Source organism: Achromobacter pestifer (assembly GCF_013267355.1).
Taxonomy (GTDB): Bacteria; Pseudomonadota; Gammaproteobacteria; order Burkholderiales; family Burkholderiaceae_B; genus Achromobacter; species Achromobacter pestifer_A.
Genome location: NZ_CP053985.1, coordinates 937254 through 952180 on the forward strand (window position 1 = coordinate 937254; position 14927 = coordinate 952180).

Sequence of the window (14927 nt, forward strand, 5' to 3'; positions counted from 1 at the left end):
GACGGGCCAATTATAAGTAATAAGGACGCCTTATTATATAACTTATTTATATAAGCTTACACGTAAGGCGTCCCCAGTTCAGCGCATCGAGATCGTGGTGTTCACGCTCTTGGCATGGGCCGACCAGCGCGCGGTGACGGTCTTGGTCTGCGTCCAGAACTGCACCGCCTGCTTGCCGTTGGGACCCAGGTCGCCCAGCTTGGAGCCGCGCGAACCCGTGAAGCTGAACCAAGCCACCGGCACGGGGATCGGCACGTTGATGCCGACCTGGCCGACGTCGATGTTGTTCTGGAAGTAGCGCGCCGCGCCGCCGTCCTGGGTGAACAACGCCACGCCGTTGCCGTTGGGATTGCGGTTGATGAACGCGACCGCGTCCTCCAGCGTTTCCACGCCCACCACGCACAGGACCGGCCCGAAGATTTCCTCGGTGTAGATGGTCATGTTTTCGGTGACGCCGTCGAAAATCGTCGGGCCCACGAAGTTGCCCTGCTCGAAGCCGGCGACCTTCAGGCTGCGGCCGTCCAGCAGCAGCTTGGCGCCTTCGTCCACGCCCTTCTGGATCAGGCTTTCGACACGCTTCTTGGCGTTGGGCGAAACCAGGGGGCCGAGATCCGCTTCGCGGTCCATGCCGGAATTGACCTTGAGCTTCTTCGAGCGCTCGACGAAGTCAGGCAGCCAGTTGCGGGCTTCGCCCACCAGCACGGCGACGGACGAGGCCATGCAGCGTTGGCCGGCCGCGCCGAAGGCGGCGCCCACCAGCTGGTTCAGCGCGACCTCGGGATCGGCGTCCGGCAGGATCACGCAGTGGTTCTTGGCGCCCATCATGGACTGGCAACGCTTGCCGGCGGCGGAGGCACGGTTGTAGATTTCGGTGCCGACGCGGGTCGAGCCGATGAACGAGACCGCCTTGATGTCGGGGTGTTCGCACAGGCCGTTGGCGGTTTCCGGGCCGCCGTGCACCACGTTCAGCACGCCCGGCGGCAGGCCGGCTTCCAGCGCCAGCTCCGCCAGGAACAGCGAGGACGTCGGATCCTGCTCGGAAGGCTTGAGGATGAAGGTGTTGCCGCAGGCCACGGCGATCGGGAACATGAAGCAGGGCAACATGACCGGGAAATTGAACGCGGTGATGCCCGCGCACACGCCCAGCGGCTGGATCAGGGTGTAGACGTCGATGCCGGAAGCGGCGTTCTCGGCGTATTCGCCCAATTGCAGGTTGGCGATGGAGCAGGCGTGCTCCACCACTTCCAGGCCGCGGCCGACTTCGCCCTCGGCGTCCGGCAGGGTCTTGCCGTGCTCGCGGGTGATCATTTCGGCCAGCTTGCCGGAATTGGCGCGCAGCAGTTCCTGGAACTTCAGCATGACGCGCATGCGAGCGCCCTGCCCGCTGTTGCGCCAGGTCTTGAAAGCCTCCTTGGCGTTGGAGACGGCCAGGTCCAGTTCCTCGCGCGTGGCGAAGGGCACCTTGGCGACGACCTCCTGGGTAGCGGGATTGATCACGTCCCGCCATTCGGTGGTTTTGGACTGCACGAGCTTGCCGCCGATCAATAGCGGAACGCGGGGGACTTCACTCATTTGATGCTCCTCACACTGCATGGTCGATGCGGATGGAATCCGCGTACATGGATCGTGAGGCGCCGGCGGCAATGGCCTGCCGGCGCCCCGGGTTTACTTCTTGACCAACGGGCAGCTCGAATCCGCCAGGGGCTGGAAGGCCTCGGCGGCCGGGATGGTGGCCACCAGCTTGGAATAGTCCCAGCCGCCCTTGGACTCGGCCGGCTTTTTCACTTCATACAGGTACATGTCGTGGATCACGCGGCCATCGGGACGGATGGAAGCGTTGCGCATGATCGGATCCTCGATGGGCAGCGCGCGCATCTTGTCGGCCACCACCTTGCCGTCGGTGCTGCCGGAAGCCGCGACCGAACGCAGGTAGTGCCGCACGCTGGAGTACACGCCGGCCTGCGTCATGGTGGGCTTCAGGCCGCGGAAGGCCTTCTCGAAGCGCCCGGACCATTGGCGCGTGGCGTCGTCGTAGTCCCAGTAGAAGCCGTCCACGTAGGACAGGCCCTGGGCGCTTTCCAGGCCGAGCGCACGCAGGTCCGACAGGAAGATCAGCAGCGACACCAGGCGCTGGCCGCCGGCCACGATGCCGAATTCGCGCGCCTGCTTGACCGCGTTGACCGTGTCCTGGCCGCCGTTGGCCAGGGCCACGACCTGGGCCTTGGAGGCCTGCGCCTGCAGCAGATAGGACGCGAAGTCCGGCGCGTTCAGGGGGTGGCGCACGCTGCCGGCCACGGTGCCGCCCAGCGCCTGCACGGCCTTGGCCGTGTCGGCTTCCAGCGAGTGGCCGAAGGCGTAGTCCACGGTGATGAAATACCAGGACTTGCCGCCCGCCCGCACGGTGGCCTTGGCGCCGCCCGCGGACTGCGAATAGGTGTCGAACATCCAGTGGAAACCCACCGGCGAGCATTCTTTGTTGGTCAGCGCCGTGGTGGCGGGACCCGAAAACATCACCACCTTGTTCTTTTCGCGCGCAATGCCTTGCACCGCCAGCGCCACCGCGGAGTTGGTCAGGTCGGCGATGGCGGTGACGCCGTCGCGGTCGAACCATTCGCGCGCCTTGGCCGCGCCCACGTCGGCCTTGTTCTGGTTGTCCGCGGACACCAGCTCGATCTTCATGCCCTTGCATTCCGCGGCCAGGCAGTCGTCGATCGCCAATTGCGCCGCCGCCACCGAACCCGGTCCCCCCATGCCGGCATAGGTGCCAGACATGTCCGTCAGAATGCCGATCTTCACTGGCGGCTTATCCGCCGCCTGCGCCTGGCCAACCAGAGCGGCGCCCAGACACAAGCCTACGGCCAGCCCGCGTGCGTGCAATTTCATGGATTTGTCTCCTGAGTTTTATGCGTTATGGCGCCGTCTACGCGGCCTGCGGTCCCAGGGCTTAGGCCCCGAAGAGCCTGGCTACAGGCCCCAAGTCCGCCGATCCAGTGTAGATGTGTGAAAATCAACAAGCAACACTAGAAATGCACATTCCTTGTGCATTCATGCACAAGCAGAATTTGGCCGGCGGCGCGGCGCGCAGCCGGGCCTGGAGAACCGGAAAGTGCTTGATTGGGACAGCCTGAGATATTTCCTGGAAGTGGCCCGCACCCAGCGGGTGAGCGCCGCGGCGCGCAAGCTCGGGGTCGAGCACACGACGGTGTCGCGGCGCATCCGCGCGCTGGAAGCCGAGCTTGACACCCTGCTGTTCGAGAAGTCGCGCGGCGCGGGCTTCGTGCTGACCGAAGACGGCCAACGCCTGTTCGTCCATGCCGAACAGATGGAGAGCACCGTGCACTCCGCCCGCGAAAACCTGTCGGGCATCGGCCAGGCGCTATCGGGCCATTTGCGCATCGGCGCCACCGAGGGCTTCGGCAGCTATGTGCTGACGCCGTTGGCGGCGGACTTCCAGCGGCGCTATCCGCACATCACGCTGGACATCCTGCCGGTGCCCCGCTTTGTCAGCCTGTCCAAGCGCGAAGCCGACCTGGCCATCACCATCGAGCGCCCCCAGCGCGGCCCGTATGTGTGCAGCAAGCTGTGCGACTACACGTTGCGCCTGTACGGCACCCCCGGCTATCTGGCCAGCCATCCGCCGATCCGGGAGCGCGCGGACCTGGCCGACCACACCTTCATCGGCTACGTCGACGAGCTGCTGTTCAGCGAGCGGCTGCGCTATCTGGAAGACCTGCTGCCTGCCAGCAAGGTGGTGTTGCGCAGCACCAGCGTGGTGGCGCAGTACCACGCCGCGCTGCAGGGCCAGTCGCTGGCGATCCTGCCCTGCTTCATCGCCGCGCAGGATCCGCGGCTCACGCCGGTGCTGGCGGATGAGGTCGAGATCACGCGCTCGTTCTGGATGTACTGCCACGAAGACCTGCGCAAGCTCAAGCGCGTAACGGTCTTGTGGGAATTCATCCGCAAGTCGGTGCTGCGGAACGCCGACCTGCTGGCCGGCAAGGGCGGCACGATGAAGTATCTGCCCTGAAAACGCCGCGGCCCGCTCTGGGCGGGCCGCGTGGTGTTCGGTCTGCTGGCGTCAGGCGCTGTTCTTGGGCGCCTTCACGCGCAAACGCCGCATCAGCAGGAAGACCGTCAGCGCCGCCACCGCGGCGTGGATCGCCCATACGCCCAAGCCGAAGCTGAGCTTGCCGTTGGAGATCCAGGCGCGCGACAGGTTGATCAGGTTCATGTACAGCAGGCCCACCAGGCCGGCGATGAGCAAGTCGCCCGAACGGCCCAGACGCGGGTTGACCGCGCCCAGGGGAATGGCCAGCAGCGCCAGGTTCAGCGCGGCCAGCGGCAGCGAGATGCGCCACATCACTTGCGACCAGCTGTTGTTGGTGTTGTCGGCGATCAGCTGCGACGTGGTGCGCGCCTTGGAGGAACGCTCGGCGTTGGCGCGCGCTTCGGCCACGGGATCGCTGCCCGACTTGCTTTCCAGGCGCAGGCCGTACTTGTCGAAATGCACCAGGCGGATCTCCGGCGTGCCGGGCTTCAGGTCATAGCGATGGCCTTCGCCCAGCACCAGGAAGCGGTCGCCGTTGGGCAAGGTTTCGCTGTGCGCCTTGCTGGCGGTCAGCACGCTGAGCCATTCGGGGCCGATTTCGCGTGCGAACACGTTGCCCAGTTCGTCGCTGGGTTCCAGGGGATCCTCGGCGAAGAACACGCGATTGCCGCCGGACGATTCCGCGAACTGGCCGGCCGTGACCTTGGACAGGTCGGACCGCTGCTCGAAGCGTTCGTGGTATTCGCCGATCTGACGGTACGCCCAGGGCGCCGCCACCAGCGTCAACCCCGCCACCGCCAGCGCCACGGGGACGGCGACGCGCAGCACCGGCCTGAGCCAATCGGCCAGCGACAGGCCGCTGGCGAACCACACCACCATTTCGGATTCGCGGTAGTTGCGCGTGACAGTGGTGAGGACCGCGATGAAGACGGAGACCGCGAGGATGGTCGGCAATGCAGTGATGGTCGACAGCGCGGCCAGCACCACCACGACGTCCGCCCCGATGTTGCCGCCTGCGGCTTCACCGAGCAGGCGCACGAGCAACACGCTGAGCCATACGATGAGCAACGTGGAAAAGACAACGCCAGCGTGACTGGTGATCTCGCTGACGACAGAGCGTTTGAATAGAGACATGGGAGAATATGCGGGATAATCGACCGCATTCTACACAGACGTACACGGGAAACCCTCATGGAATTTAGCACACAGACCACTGCTTCCCTGCACCAAGTCAAGACCGCGGCCCTGGCCGTCGGGGTCTACGCGGAAGGCGTGTTGAGCCCCGCCGCCGATCTCATCGACCGCGCTTCCAATGGCGCGGTGCGTTCGGTGGTCAAGGCCGAGTTCCGCGGCCGCGCCGGTTCCACGCTGACCCTGCGCAATCTGCCCGGCGTGTCCGCGCAGCGCGTGGTGCTGGTCGGCCTGGGCAAGCAGGAAGAATATTCGGCCCGCGCCCACGCCTCGGCCGAGCAGGCCTTCGCCGCGGCCTGCGTGGCGGCCCAGCTGGCCGAAGGCGTGTCCACGCTGGTCGCCAACCCGATCACGGACGTGGCCGTCCTCGCGCGCGCCCGCAGCGCCGCCATCGCGGCCGGCAACGCCACCTATCATTACGACGCCAGCTTCGGCAAGCCCGACCGCGACGCCCGTCCCAAGCTCAAGAAGATCGTGCAGGTCGTCGAGCGCGCCGACGCGGCCCAGGCCCAGAAGGGCCTGCGCGAAGGCGGCGCCATTGCCAACGGCATGGACCTGACCCGCACGCTGGGCAACCTGCCCGGCAATATCTGCACGCCCACCTACCTGGGCGAAACGGCCAAGCGCCTGGCCCGCGAGTTCAAGTCGCTGAAGGTCGAAGTGCTGGACCGCAAGCAGGTCGAAGCGCTGGGCATGGGTTCGTTCCTGTCGGTCGCGCGCGGCTCCGAGGAAGCGCTGCGCTTCATCGTCCTGCGCCACGCCGGCAACAAGGCGGCCAAGAAAGCCGCCAAGGGCGCGCAAGGCCCCATCGTGCTGGTCGGCAAGGGCATCACCTTCGATGCTGGCGGCATTTCGCTCAAGCCCGCCGCCACCATGGACGAAATGAAATACGACATGTGCGGCGCCGCCAGCGTGCTGGGTTCGTTCCGCGCCCTGGCCGAACTGGAGCTGCCGCTGGACGTGGTGGGTCTGATCCCCGCTTGCGAAAACCTGCCCAGCGGCAAGGCCAACAAGCCCGGCGACGTGGTCACCAGCATGGCCGGCCTGACCATCGAAATCCTGAACACCGACGCCGAAGGCCGCCTGGTGCTGTGCGACGCGCTGACCTACGCGGAACGCTTCAAGCCGTCCGCCGTCATCGACATCGCCACCCTGACCGGCGCCTGCGTGGTGGCCCTGGGCAACGTCAACAGCGGCCTGTTCTCCAAGGACGACGCCCTGGCCGACGCGCTGGCCGCGGCCGGCCGCCAGTCGCTGGACACGGCATGGCGCATGCCGATGGACGACGCCTACCAGGAACAGCTCAAGTCCAACTTCGCCGACCTGGCCAACATCGGCGGTCCTCCGGCGGGCGCGGTCACGGCGGCCTGCTTCCTGTCGCGCTTCGCCACCTCGTACCGCTGGGCCCACCTGGACATCGCCGGCACCGCCTGGCGCGGCGGCAAGGACAAGGGCGCCACTGGCCGCCCCGTGCCGCTGCTGATGCAGTACCTGCTGGACCAGGCTTGAAACGGCAGCAACGGAACCCCGCATGACGCGCATCGACTTCGCCTTCGGCGCGCCCGACCGCTTGCGCACCGCCTGCCAGGTGGTGCGCAAGCGCTACCTGGCAGGGCAGCGGCTGGTGGTGTACTGTAGGGATGGCTCCCGCCTGGCTGCGTTCGACCGCATGCTCTGGGCATTCGACGACACGTCTTTCGTGCCGCACGTGCTGGCCAACGATCCGCTGGCGGCCGACACCCCGGTGATCCTGACCACCGGCGATCCGCAACAGGCGGCCGCCGCGGCGGGCCAGGGCGGACAGCCCCAGCCGTCCTGGCTGCTGAACCTGGATGTCGACTGCCCTCCTGGTTTCGAAGCGTTCGAGCGCCTGCTTGAAATCGTCTCCGACGACCCCGAGGACAAGCAGGCCGCCCGCCAGCGCTGGCGGACCTACCTGGCCGCGGGCCACACGCCGCAAAGCCACGACCTCAGCCGCCAGCAGCCTGACGGCTGACCGCGCCGACCGTACCGGCGCGCCATCTCGACATCCGGGAGCCACCATGCCCTCTCGCCACGCCGACCCCGGCATTCCTACCCTGACCCAGCGGGCCGAACCCTCGCTCTACCAGCCATCGGCCCCGCACGACGCTGACGCGCCCGTGTTGACCGAACTGGCCGACGACGGCGCGCAAGCCCAAGACACCGACGCCTTTCCGCTCCTGACGGAAGTGGCGGACGGCGTCGATGCGTCCCCTGATATCATTCAGCCCGTAGCGGCCATCCCGGCGGCTCCCCCCGCAACGCCGGACGCGACGGTCCTGAGCGCGCGCCTGCAAGCCGAGGTCGAGCAACTGATGCGCGAGGCCCTGGCCGAAGCCATCGAGCAGATCCAGGCCCGCATGGACGCGGAATTGCCGCGCATCGTGGCCCGGGTGCTGCTGGACGTCAGGCCGGGTTGACCCGCCTGGAACCTATTCCCCGCCTCTGGTCTAATCCTAGTCAGAAGTGGATTCTTCAGGGAACTGTAAGGTATCCTTCCCGTCTAAGCCTTCTAGGCAACCATTACTCTGCCGCACACAGGAGTTCTCCATGAACGAATATCGTCCGTCCCCTTTTAACCGTTCCGGCGCCGTGGCCGGCGCGCCGGGCGAGGTCGCGCGCAACCAGGTTCTGCGCAACACCTATTGGCTCCTGGCGCTCTCGCTGATCCCGACCGTGCTGGGCGCGGCCGTGGGCATGTACACCGGCATCAACCGCGTCATGGGCGCAAGCCCCGGCCTGTCCGCCATCGTGTTCCTGGTGGGCGCGTTCGGCCTGATGTTCGCGATCGAAAAGAACAAGAACAGCTCGCTGGGCGTGGTCCTGCTGCTGGCCTTCACGTTCTTCATGGGCGTGATGCTGTCGCGCCTGCTGGGCTTCGTCATGGGCATGAGCAACGGCTCGCAGCTGGTCATGACGGCCTTCGGCGGCACCGCGATCGTGTTTGGCACGATGGCCACGTTGGCCACCACCATCAAGCGCGACCTGTCGGGATTGCAGAAATTCCTGTTCATCGGCGCGGTGGTGATCCTGGTGGCGGCCCTGGCCAACATCTTCCTGCAGCTGCCGGCGCTGATGCTGACGATCTCGGTCCTGGCCATCGTCATCTTCTCGGCCTTCATGCTGGTCGACCTGCAGCGCGTGGTCAACGGCGGCGAAACCAACTACGTGTCCGCCACGCTGGCCATCTACCTGGACGTCTACAACGTCTTCTCGAACCTGCTGATGCTGCTGGGCATCTTCGGCGGCAACCGCGAATAATCGCGCAGCCAAACCGATGCAAAGGGCCTACATTCACGTGTAGGCCCTTTTTCTTTGTCCCGCCCGGGGCCGCCTTTCCCGCAGGAGCCTCGCCATGCCCGACCGCCGCCGCTTCCTCCAGACCGCTGCCGCCGCCGCCATGGCCAGTCCCGCCTGGTCGGCTCGCGCCCTTAGCGTGGTGACGCCCATGCTGGCCCGCCGCATACCCGCATCCGGCGTGGCGCTGCCTGTCATCGGCCTGGGCACCGCCGACACCTTCAACGTGTCCCCCACGGACAAGGCCGCGATGGCGCCGCTGGCTCAGGTGCTGGACACGCTGCTGCAGAAGGGCGGCAAGCTGATCGACACGGCGCCCAGCTATGGACAGGCGGAAGCGGTGACCGGCGCGCTGCTGGCCCGCGACAGCGGCCTGCGCGCCAGGACTTTCCTGGCGACCAAGATCAGCACGCAAGGCCACGAATCCGCCATGCGCCAAGTGCGCCAATCGCAAAAGGCGCTGGGCAGCGACAAGCTCGACCTGGTCCAGGTGCACAACCTGATCGACACCGCCAACCAGCTGGCGCTGCTGCGCGAGCTGAAGCAGCAAGGCGTGATCCGCTACCTGGGCATCACGCACTACACCGACCACGCCCACGACGAACTGACCGAGCTGGTCGAACGTGAAAAGCCGGATTTCCTGCAGGTCAACCTGTCCGTGGGCGACCGCAACGCGGAAAAGCGCCTGCTGCCCGCCTGCCAGGCCCACGGCGTCGCGGTGCTGATCAACCGCCCGTTCCAGGACGGCGCGCTGTTCCGCCGGGTCAAGGGCAAGGCGCTGCCCGAGCTGGCCGCCGAGATCGATTGCGGATCCTGGGCGCAGATCTTCCTGAAGTTCATCATCGGCCATCCGGCGGTCACCGCCGTCATCCCCGCCACCTCCAAGCCGGCCAACATGGCGGACAACGCGCAGGCCGGCTTCGGGCCGCAGCCGGATGCCGCCATGCGGGAACGCATCGCCGCGCTGCTGGCCTGACGCCATGGCGTCCGCCTCCGGCAGCTTGCCAGGCCGCGCCGCGCAGGCGCTGGGCATCCCGCGGGAGGAACTGGCGCCGGCGGCCTGCGGCTTCGCGTTCTTCTTCTTTCTGTTCTGCGGCTATTTCATGCTGCGGCCGATACGCGAGACCATGGGTATCCAGGCGGGCGTCGACCAGCTGCAATGGCTCTTCACCGCGACCTTCGTCGCCATGCTGGCCGTGGTGCCGTTGTTCGGCTGGCTGTCGGCGCGCGTGCCGCGCGCCATGCTGGTGACCTGGGTCTACGCCGTCTTCGCCCTCAGCATGGCGGGCTTCGCCGCCCTGCTCCATCTGCGGCCCGACAGCGTCTGGGCGGCGCGCAGCTTCTACGTCTGGCTGTCGGTCTTCAACCTGTTCGTGGTCTCCATCGCCTGGAGCCTGATGGCCGACGTGTTCCGCATGGAGTCCGCCAAGCGCCTGTTCGCCCTGATTGCCGCGGGCGCAAGCGCCGGCGGACTGGCCGGCCCGCTCGCGGGCGGCTTGCTGGCCAGCGCGCTGGGGCCCGCCGGCCTGCTGCTGCTGTCGGCGCTGCTGTTGACCGCCACCCTGCCCCTCAAGCGCTGGCTGCTGCGCTGGCGCGCGGCCCACCGCGAAGACGCGGCCGCGGACGACATGCGCAGGCCGCTGGAAGGTTCGATCCTGGCGGGGCTCTCCCGCATCTTCCAGTCCCCCTATTTGCTGGGGATTTCGCTGCTGGTGGTCCTGCTGGCCACGCTGAATACCTTTCTCTACATGGAGCAGGCGCGGCTGGTGGCGCATGCCTTTGCCGACACGGCCCAGCGCATCCGGGTCTTCAGCACGCTGGACTTCACGGTGCAGGCGCTGTCGCTGCTGTCGCAGATCTTCATCACCGGCCGCGTGGCCACCCGCCTGGGACTGCGCTTCCTGCTGACCGCCGTGCCACTGACGATGACGGCCGCCTTCCTGGCGCTGGCGGCCTTTCCCGTGTTCGGCGTGCTGGCCGCGGCCATGATCGTGCGCCGGGTCGGCGAATACGCCCTGATCCGGCCGGGGCGCGAAATGCTGTTCACGGCGGTCTCGCCCGAGGACAAGTACAAGACCAAGAACGTCATCGACACCGTGGTCTACCGCGCGGGCGACGCGGCCAGCGGCTGGGTCAAGGCGGGCGTGGACATGCTGGGCTACGGCGCGGCCCTGATCGCCGTGCTGGGCGCGGTATGCGCGCTGGCCGCCGCCGCAGTGGGCAACGGCCTGGGCCGGACGGCGGACCGACGCAATGTCGATGAGCCTTAGGTTTTATTGAACATCCATCTCATTAAGACAAACATATTCCCTGGGCCGCGACCGCACAATGGCGCAGCTCTCAATGCCTGGGGAAACGTCATGAAACGCACTGCCTGTCTTGCCGCCCTGTTGCTCAGCCTGACCGCGCCCGCCGCGCTGGCCGCCTACCCGGAACGCGCCATCACCCTGATCGTACCGGCCGCGGCCGGCGGCAACGCCGACATCACCGCGCGCCTGGTGGGCCAGGAAATGAGCCGCCAGCTGGGTCAGCCGGTGGTGGTGGAAAACCGCGTCGGAGCGGGCGGGCGCATCGGCACCCAGGCGGTGGCGCGCGCGGCAGCCGATGGCTACACCATCGGCTATGCGCACGTCGGCACGCTGGTGCTGCACCGCTTCCTGTTCAAGCAGCAGCTCTATGACCTGGACCGCGACATCGCCGCCATCGGGCTGGTTGCCGAAACGCCCAACGTCATCGTGGTGAACGCGTCTTCGCCCTATCGCGACCTGAAGGGTTTCATCGAAGCCAGCCGCGCCCAACCCGAGCGCCTGACGATGACCTCGGCCGACCCGGGCACCACCAGCGAGGTCGGCGTCAAGCTCTTCATCGCCCAGACCGGCGCCGCCGTGCGCCAGATTCCCTACAAGGCCACGGCCGCGCAACTGTCCGACCTGCTGGGCGGCCACGTCGATTCCATGATGGAGAACCTGCCGCCGCTGATCGGCAACCTGAAGGATGGCCGCCTGCGCGCGCTGGCGGTCACCACCAAGACCCGCGCCGTGTCCAATCCGGACGTGCCGACGGTGGCGGAACAAGGCTATCCCGACTACGAGCAGTCGGCCTGGAGCGCGCTGGTCGCGCCCGCCGGCACCCCGCCCGAGGTCATCGCGCGGCTGAACGCGGCGATGAACGCGGCGCTGCGCTCGGACAGCGTCAGCAAGGAACTGCGCAGCCGCTCCCAGGAACCGCTGGGCGGCACGCCGCAGGACGTACAGAACCAGATACGCAAGGAGCTGCCCAAATGGGAAGGCATCATCAAGGCCGCCGGCACCACGCTGGATTGAGCCGGATATCCAAGTCCGCAGGAGCCGCCGCATGGCCACGGTAAGCCGCGAGGACTTTTCCTGCGCCGCCGCGACCAACGCGTCGGCCTACCGCCGCGTCACCATACCGATGCTGCGGATCGAGGCGGGGCCTGGCCCCGCCGTCGCCTTGATGGCGGGCGTGCATGGCGACGAATGGGAAGGCCAGGCCGCCATTCTGGAGCTGTGGCGCCTGCTGCCCGGCATCCTGCGGCGCGGCACGGTCTACCTGCTGCCCGCGGCCAACGCCGAGGCCTCGCTGGCGGGCACGCGCCTGTCGCCGTCCGACGACGGCAACCTCAACCGCGCCTTCCTGGGCGCCCCGGCGCGCGGCTACACGGAAAGCGTGGCGGCCGCGCTGGAAGCCCGGCTGCTACCGCGCATACAGGCGCTGGTGGACGTGCACAGCGGCGGCGCGTCGCTGCGCTACCTGCCCTCGTCGGTCATCACGCGCTACGGCGATGATGCCTATGACGAACGCCTGCCCGCCCTGGCGCGCGCCTTCGGGCTGCCCGATTGCATGTTCTTCCGCGGCACGGAATCCGGCTCCATGCCGGCGGCCGCCAGCCGCCACGGCGTGCTGCGCCTGAGCGCCGAGATCGGCGGGGGACGCGAAACCAGCCAGACGCTGGTCGACCGCTGCCGCGACGGCCTACTGGGCTGCCTGGGCGAACTCGACCTCCTGCCCGACCGACCGCCCGCGCGCCGCCCCGAAGTCCGCCTCTACGACCTGGACGCTCCTGCCGCCACCGTGCGCGCCAGCGAGGCCGGCGTGTTCGTGCCCGCGGTCGAGCTGGGACAAGTGATCAACGCGCGCCAGCGCATCGGCCAACTGATGGAGCCCGCCCGCCCCGACACCGCGCCGCGCGCCCTGACCAGCCCGCAGGCCGGCACCGTCGTCTGCCTGCGCTCCATCGCCCGCAGCGACGATGGCGATTGTCTGATCCAGATCGCGCCCGCCCTTCCCCTCGATTCCCTTGCTTCGATGTACTGACACATGCAGATGAACCCTAGCTTGTCCGGCCTGCGCTGCATCCGTTGCGCCAGCCTGTGGCCGCCGGCCGATTACCCTGAAGGCTGCCCCAGCTGCCTGGAAGCCGGCCACCCCGCCAGCCTGGAATGCCTGTACCAGCCCTCGGCCGACAGCGCCATGCCCCTGCCGGTGCTGGACGCCGTCACGCTGGGCGAAGGCGCCACCCCCTGCCTCGCCGCGCCCGCGCTGGCGCAGACCGAGGGGGTGGGCCAGCTCTGGCTGAAATGCGAAAACGCCAATCCCACCGGCAGCCACAAGGACCGCATGGCGGCCCAACTGGTGTCGCGCGCGCGCCTGGCCGGCGCCACCCGCGTGGCGGCCGCCTCCAGCGGCAATGCCGGCGTCTCGCTGGCCGCCTATTGCGCTGCCGCGCGGCTGGAGGCCGACATCGCCATCACCAGCAACTGCCCGCCCTTGCAGCGCGAGGCCATGCAACGCTTCGGCGCCCGGCTGACCGCCTTCGAGGACAGCCTGAGCCGCTGGCCGCACGTCGAAGACCTGTGCCGCAACCACGGCGCCTTCGCGGGCACCAACTATCTGAATCCGCCCGTGGGCACCCACCCCTATGGCGTGGAAGGCTACAAACCCATCGCCCTGGAAATCCTGGAAACCTGCGGCGTGCCCAGCGACATCGTGGTGCCCACCGCGCGCGGCGATCTGCTGTGGGGCATCTTCCTGGGCTGGCAGCATCTGCTGCAAACCGGCCGCATCGCGCGCCTGCCCCGCCTGCACGCGGTGGAACCGTATGCCCGCCTGTCGCGCGCCCGCGCGACAGGCGACGCGCGCAAGCAGTGGGACGGCATGACGGACCAGTATTCGATCGCGGGCAGCACCAGCACGCTGCAATCGCTGGAAGCCTTGTCGCGCTCGGGCGGCACGCCCGTGGAGATATCAGACGCGGCGGCCGCGCAAGCACAGCAGCGGCTGGAACGCATGGGGATGGCCACCGAGCTGTCGTCGGCCGCGGCGCTGGCAGCCGTGTCGCGGCTGCGCCGCTCGGGCCTGCTGGACGCGGAATCTTCCGTGGTGCTGATCGTGACGTCGGACGGCCGCCGCGGCTAAGGCCCTGGCTTGCGCGCGCTAGACGCCAAAGCTGTCCACCAGCGGCGCCAGCGCGCCGCGCAGGCAGGTCGCCCAGAACTTGCCCGCTTCGGACAAGGGGCGGCTGCCGTGCAGAATCATGTGGCATTCGAAATGCACCGGCGCGGCCAGCGGGCGATAACACAAGCCCGCCGCCGCCATGCCGACCGCCGTGGCCGGGTTCGCGATGCCCACGCCATGCCCTGCCAGCGCCAGTTGGCAAACGGTGCTGGAGTATGGCGTCTCGATGGCCACCTTCAGGCTCTGCCCCGCTTGCACCAGCAGCGCGTCCAGGCGCTTGCGCGACCCATCCTCGGCGTTCAGCGCGATCACGTCGGCGTCGGCCAGATGCGAGAACTCCACCTGTTCCAGCCGCGCCAGCGGATGACCCTTGGGAAAGACCGCCACGGCGCGCAGGCTGGCCAGCCGGTGGCCGCGCAAGCCTTCCAGTTCGGACTCGTCGGCCACCGCGGCCAGATCCAGTTCGCCGGACACCACCATGTCACGCAAGGTGTTGGAATCCCGGATCTGCAGATATAGGCCGGTGTCGGGATAGCGCTCGCGAAAGCGCGCGATGGTGTCGCTGATGATGGCGCCACTGTAGGCATGGATACAGCCGATACGCAGCCGCGGCTGCGCGGCGCCGCGGATCGCCCGGATCTTGCGGCCCAGGCTTTCCAGCCCGACGTTCAAGCGGCGGATTTCCTCGTACAGCAGGGTTGCCTCGGGCGTGCGCTGCATGCGCTGGCGCACGCGCTCGAACAGGCGCAGCTCGATGCTGGCTTCCAGCGCGGCCAGGGTCGCGCTGACGGTGGCGGGCGACACGTCCAGCCGCCTGGCGGCGGCGGTCACGCTTTCCGTTTCATAGACGGTGCGGAAGGTTTCGACCTGCTTGAGCGTGAAGGTCATGGTCGGA

The 14927-nt window shown here is 67.8% G+C and carries 14 protein-coding genes; 10 read left to right on the forward strand and 4 right to left on the reverse strand.

Going from position 1 to position 14927, the window contains the following annotated elements; translation table 11 throughout:
• Window positions 1–78: 78 nt before the first annotated feature.
• Both FOC84_RS04720 and FOC84_RS04725 read right to left on the reverse strand, forming a co-directional pair.
• Window positions 79–1572, reverse strand: coding sequence for a CoA-acylating methylmalonate-semialdehyde dehydrogenase (locus tag FOC84_RS04720; protein WP_173143399.1), 1494 nt, complete (start codon window positions 1570–1572; stop codon window positions 79–81).
• A 93-nt stretch (window positions 1573–1665) separates the two neighbouring features.
• Complete coding sequence (locus FOC84_RS04725; protein WP_088139062.1) at window positions 1666–2883, reverse strand: ABC transporter substrate-binding protein; 1218 nt, start codon at window positions 2881–2883, stop codon at window positions 1666–1668.
• Between the two features lie 223 nt (window positions 2884–3106).
• Here FOC84_RS04725 and FOC84_RS04730 point away from each other — a divergent pair, with 223 nt between their 5' ends.
• Complete coding sequence (locus FOC84_RS04730) at window positions 3107–4027, forward strand: LysR family transcriptional regulator (RefSeq protein WP_088139061.1); 921 nt, start codon at window positions 3107–3109, stop codon at window positions 4025–4027.
• Between the two features lie 51 nt (window positions 4028–4078).
• On the opposite strand, the gene lptF is transcribed toward FOC84_RS04730, so the two are convergent.
• Window positions 4079–5182, reverse strand: a complete 1104-nt coding sequence (gene lptF, locus FOC84_RS04735; protein WP_173143400.1) for an LPS export ABC transporter permease LptF — start codon at window positions 5180–5182, stop codon at window positions 4079–4081.
• A 57-nt stretch (window positions 5183–5239) separates the two neighbouring features.
• Between lptF and FOC84_RS04740 the strand changes: the two genes are divergently transcribed.
• The 9 genes from FOC84_RS04740 (at window position 5240) to FOC84_RS04780 (ending at window position 13993) form a co-directional block, all read left to right on the forward strand.
• Window positions 5240–6748 (forward strand): leucyl aminopeptidase, encoded by a 1509-nt coding sequence (locus tag FOC84_RS04740; RefSeq protein ID WP_173143401.1) that lies wholly within the window; start codon window positions 5240–5242, stop codon window positions 6746–6748.
• Between the two features lie 22 nt (window positions 6749–6770).
• Window positions 6771–7235 carry a DNA polymerase III subunit chi gene (locus tag FOC84_RS04745; protein WP_173143402.1) on the forward strand — a complete coding sequence of 155 codons (465 nt, stop codon included), beginning with the start codon at window positions 6771–6773 and terminating at the stop codon, window positions 7233–7235.
• Window positions 7236–7281: 46 nt separating this feature from the next.
• A complete protein-coding gene (locus tag FOC84_RS04750; protein WP_173143403.1) occupies window positions 7282–7680 on the forward strand; it encodes a hypothetical protein in 399 nt (132 codons plus the stop codon).
• A 130-nt stretch (window positions 7681–7810) separates the two neighbouring features.
• Window positions 7811–8521, forward strand: a complete 711-nt coding sequence (locus FOC84_RS04755; RefSeq protein WP_013392245.1) for a Bax inhibitor-1/YccA family protein — start codon at window positions 7811–7813, stop codon at window positions 8519–8521.
• A 94-nt stretch (window positions 8522–8615) separates the two neighbouring features.
• Entirely contained in the window at window positions 8616–9533 is a 918-nt protein-coding gene (locus tag FOC84_RS04760) for an aldo/keto reductase (protein ID WP_173143404.1), read from the forward strand.
• Window positions 9534–9537: 4 nt separating this feature from the next.
• A complete protein-coding gene (locus FOC84_RS04765) occupies window positions 9538–10827 on the forward strand; it encodes an NTP/NDP exchange transporter (protein WP_173143405.1) in 1290 nt (429 codons plus the stop codon).
• A 90-nt stretch (window positions 10828–10917) separates the two neighbouring features.
• Window positions 10918–11880, forward strand: coding sequence for a Bug family tripartite tricarboxylate transporter substrate binding protein (locus FOC84_RS04770; protein ID WP_173143406.1), 963 nt, complete (start codon window positions 10918–10920; stop codon window positions 11878–11880).
• Between the two features lie 31 nt (window positions 11881–11911).
• Entirely contained in the window at window positions 11912–12892 is a 981-nt protein-coding gene (locus FOC84_RS04775; RefSeq protein WP_173143407.1) for a succinylglutamate desuccinylase/aspartoacylase domain-containing protein, read from the forward strand.
• 3 nt (window positions 12893–12895) lie between these two features.
• On the forward strand, window positions 12896–13993 hold the full coding sequence (locus FOC84_RS04780; RefSeq protein ID WP_173143408.1) for a pyridoxal-phosphate dependent enzyme: 1098 nt from the start codon (window positions 12896–12898) through the stop codon (window positions 13991–13993).
• 18 nt (window positions 13994–14011) lie between these two features.
• On the opposite strand, the gene FOC84_RS04785 is transcribed toward FOC84_RS04780, so the two are convergent.
• Entirely contained in the window at window positions 14012–14920 is a 909-nt protein-coding gene (locus FOC84_RS04785) for a LysR family transcriptional regulator (RefSeq protein ID WP_173143409.1), read from the reverse strand.
• Window positions 14921–14927: the final 7 nt, after the last annotated feature.

What these genes read in the sequence shown, in the direction of transcription:
- FOC84_RS04755 (WP_013392245.1), top strand. Translation starts at nt 7,811, where the DNA reads ATGAACGAATATCGTCCGTCCCCTTTTAACCGTTCCGGCGCCGTGGCC.
- FOC84_RS04745 (WP_173143402.1), top strand. Translation starts at nt 6,771, where the DNA reads ATGACGCGCATCGACTTCGCCTTCGGCGCGCCCGACCGCTTGCGCACC.
- lptF (WP_173143400.1), bottom strand. Translation starts at nt 5,182, where the DNA reads ATGTCTCTATTCAAACGCTCTGTCGTCAGCGAGATCACCAGTCACGCT.
- FOC84_RS04725 (WP_088139062.1), bottom strand. Translation starts at nt 2,883, where the DNA reads ATGAAATTGCACGCACGCGGGCTGGCCGTAGGCTTGTGTCTGGGCGCC.
- FOC84_RS04770 (WP_173143406.1), top strand. Translation starts at nt 10,918, where the DNA reads ATGAAACGCACTGCCTGTCTTGCCGCCCTGTTGCTCAGCCTGACCGCG.
- FOC84_RS04765 (WP_173143405.1), top strand. Translation starts at nt 9,538, where the DNA reads ATGGCGTCCGCCTCCGGCAGCTTGCCAGGCCGCGCCGCGCAGGCGCTG.
- FOC84_RS04740 (WP_173143401.1), top strand. Translation starts at nt 5,240, where the DNA reads ATGGAATTTAGCACACAGACCACTGCTTCCCTGCACCAAGTCAAGACC.
- FOC84_RS04780 (WP_173143408.1), top strand. Translation starts at nt 12,896, where the DNA reads ATGCAGATGAACCCTAGCTTGTCCGGCCTGCGCTGCATCCGTTGCGCC.
- FOC84_RS04785 (WP_173143409.1), bottom strand. Translation starts at nt 14,920, where the DNA reads ATGACCTTCACGCTCAAGCAGGTCGAAACCTTCCGCACCGTCTATGAA.
- FOC84_RS04775 (WP_173143407.1), top strand. Translation starts at nt 11,912, where the DNA reads ATGGCCACGGTAAGCCGCGAGGACTTTTCCTGCGCCGCCGCGACCAAC.
- FOC84_RS04750 (WP_173143403.1), top strand. Translation starts at nt 7,282, where the DNA reads ATGCCCTCTCGCCACGCCGACCCCGGCATTCCTACCCTGACCCAGCGG.
- FOC84_RS04760 (WP_173143404.1), top strand. Translation starts at nt 8,616, where the DNA reads ATGCCCGACCGCCGCCGCTTCCTCCAGACCGCTGCCGCCGCCGCCATG.
- FOC84_RS04720 (WP_173143399.1), bottom strand. Translation starts at nt 1,572, where the DNA reads ATGAGTGAAGTCCCCCGCGTTCCGCTATTGATCGGCGGCAAGCTCGTG.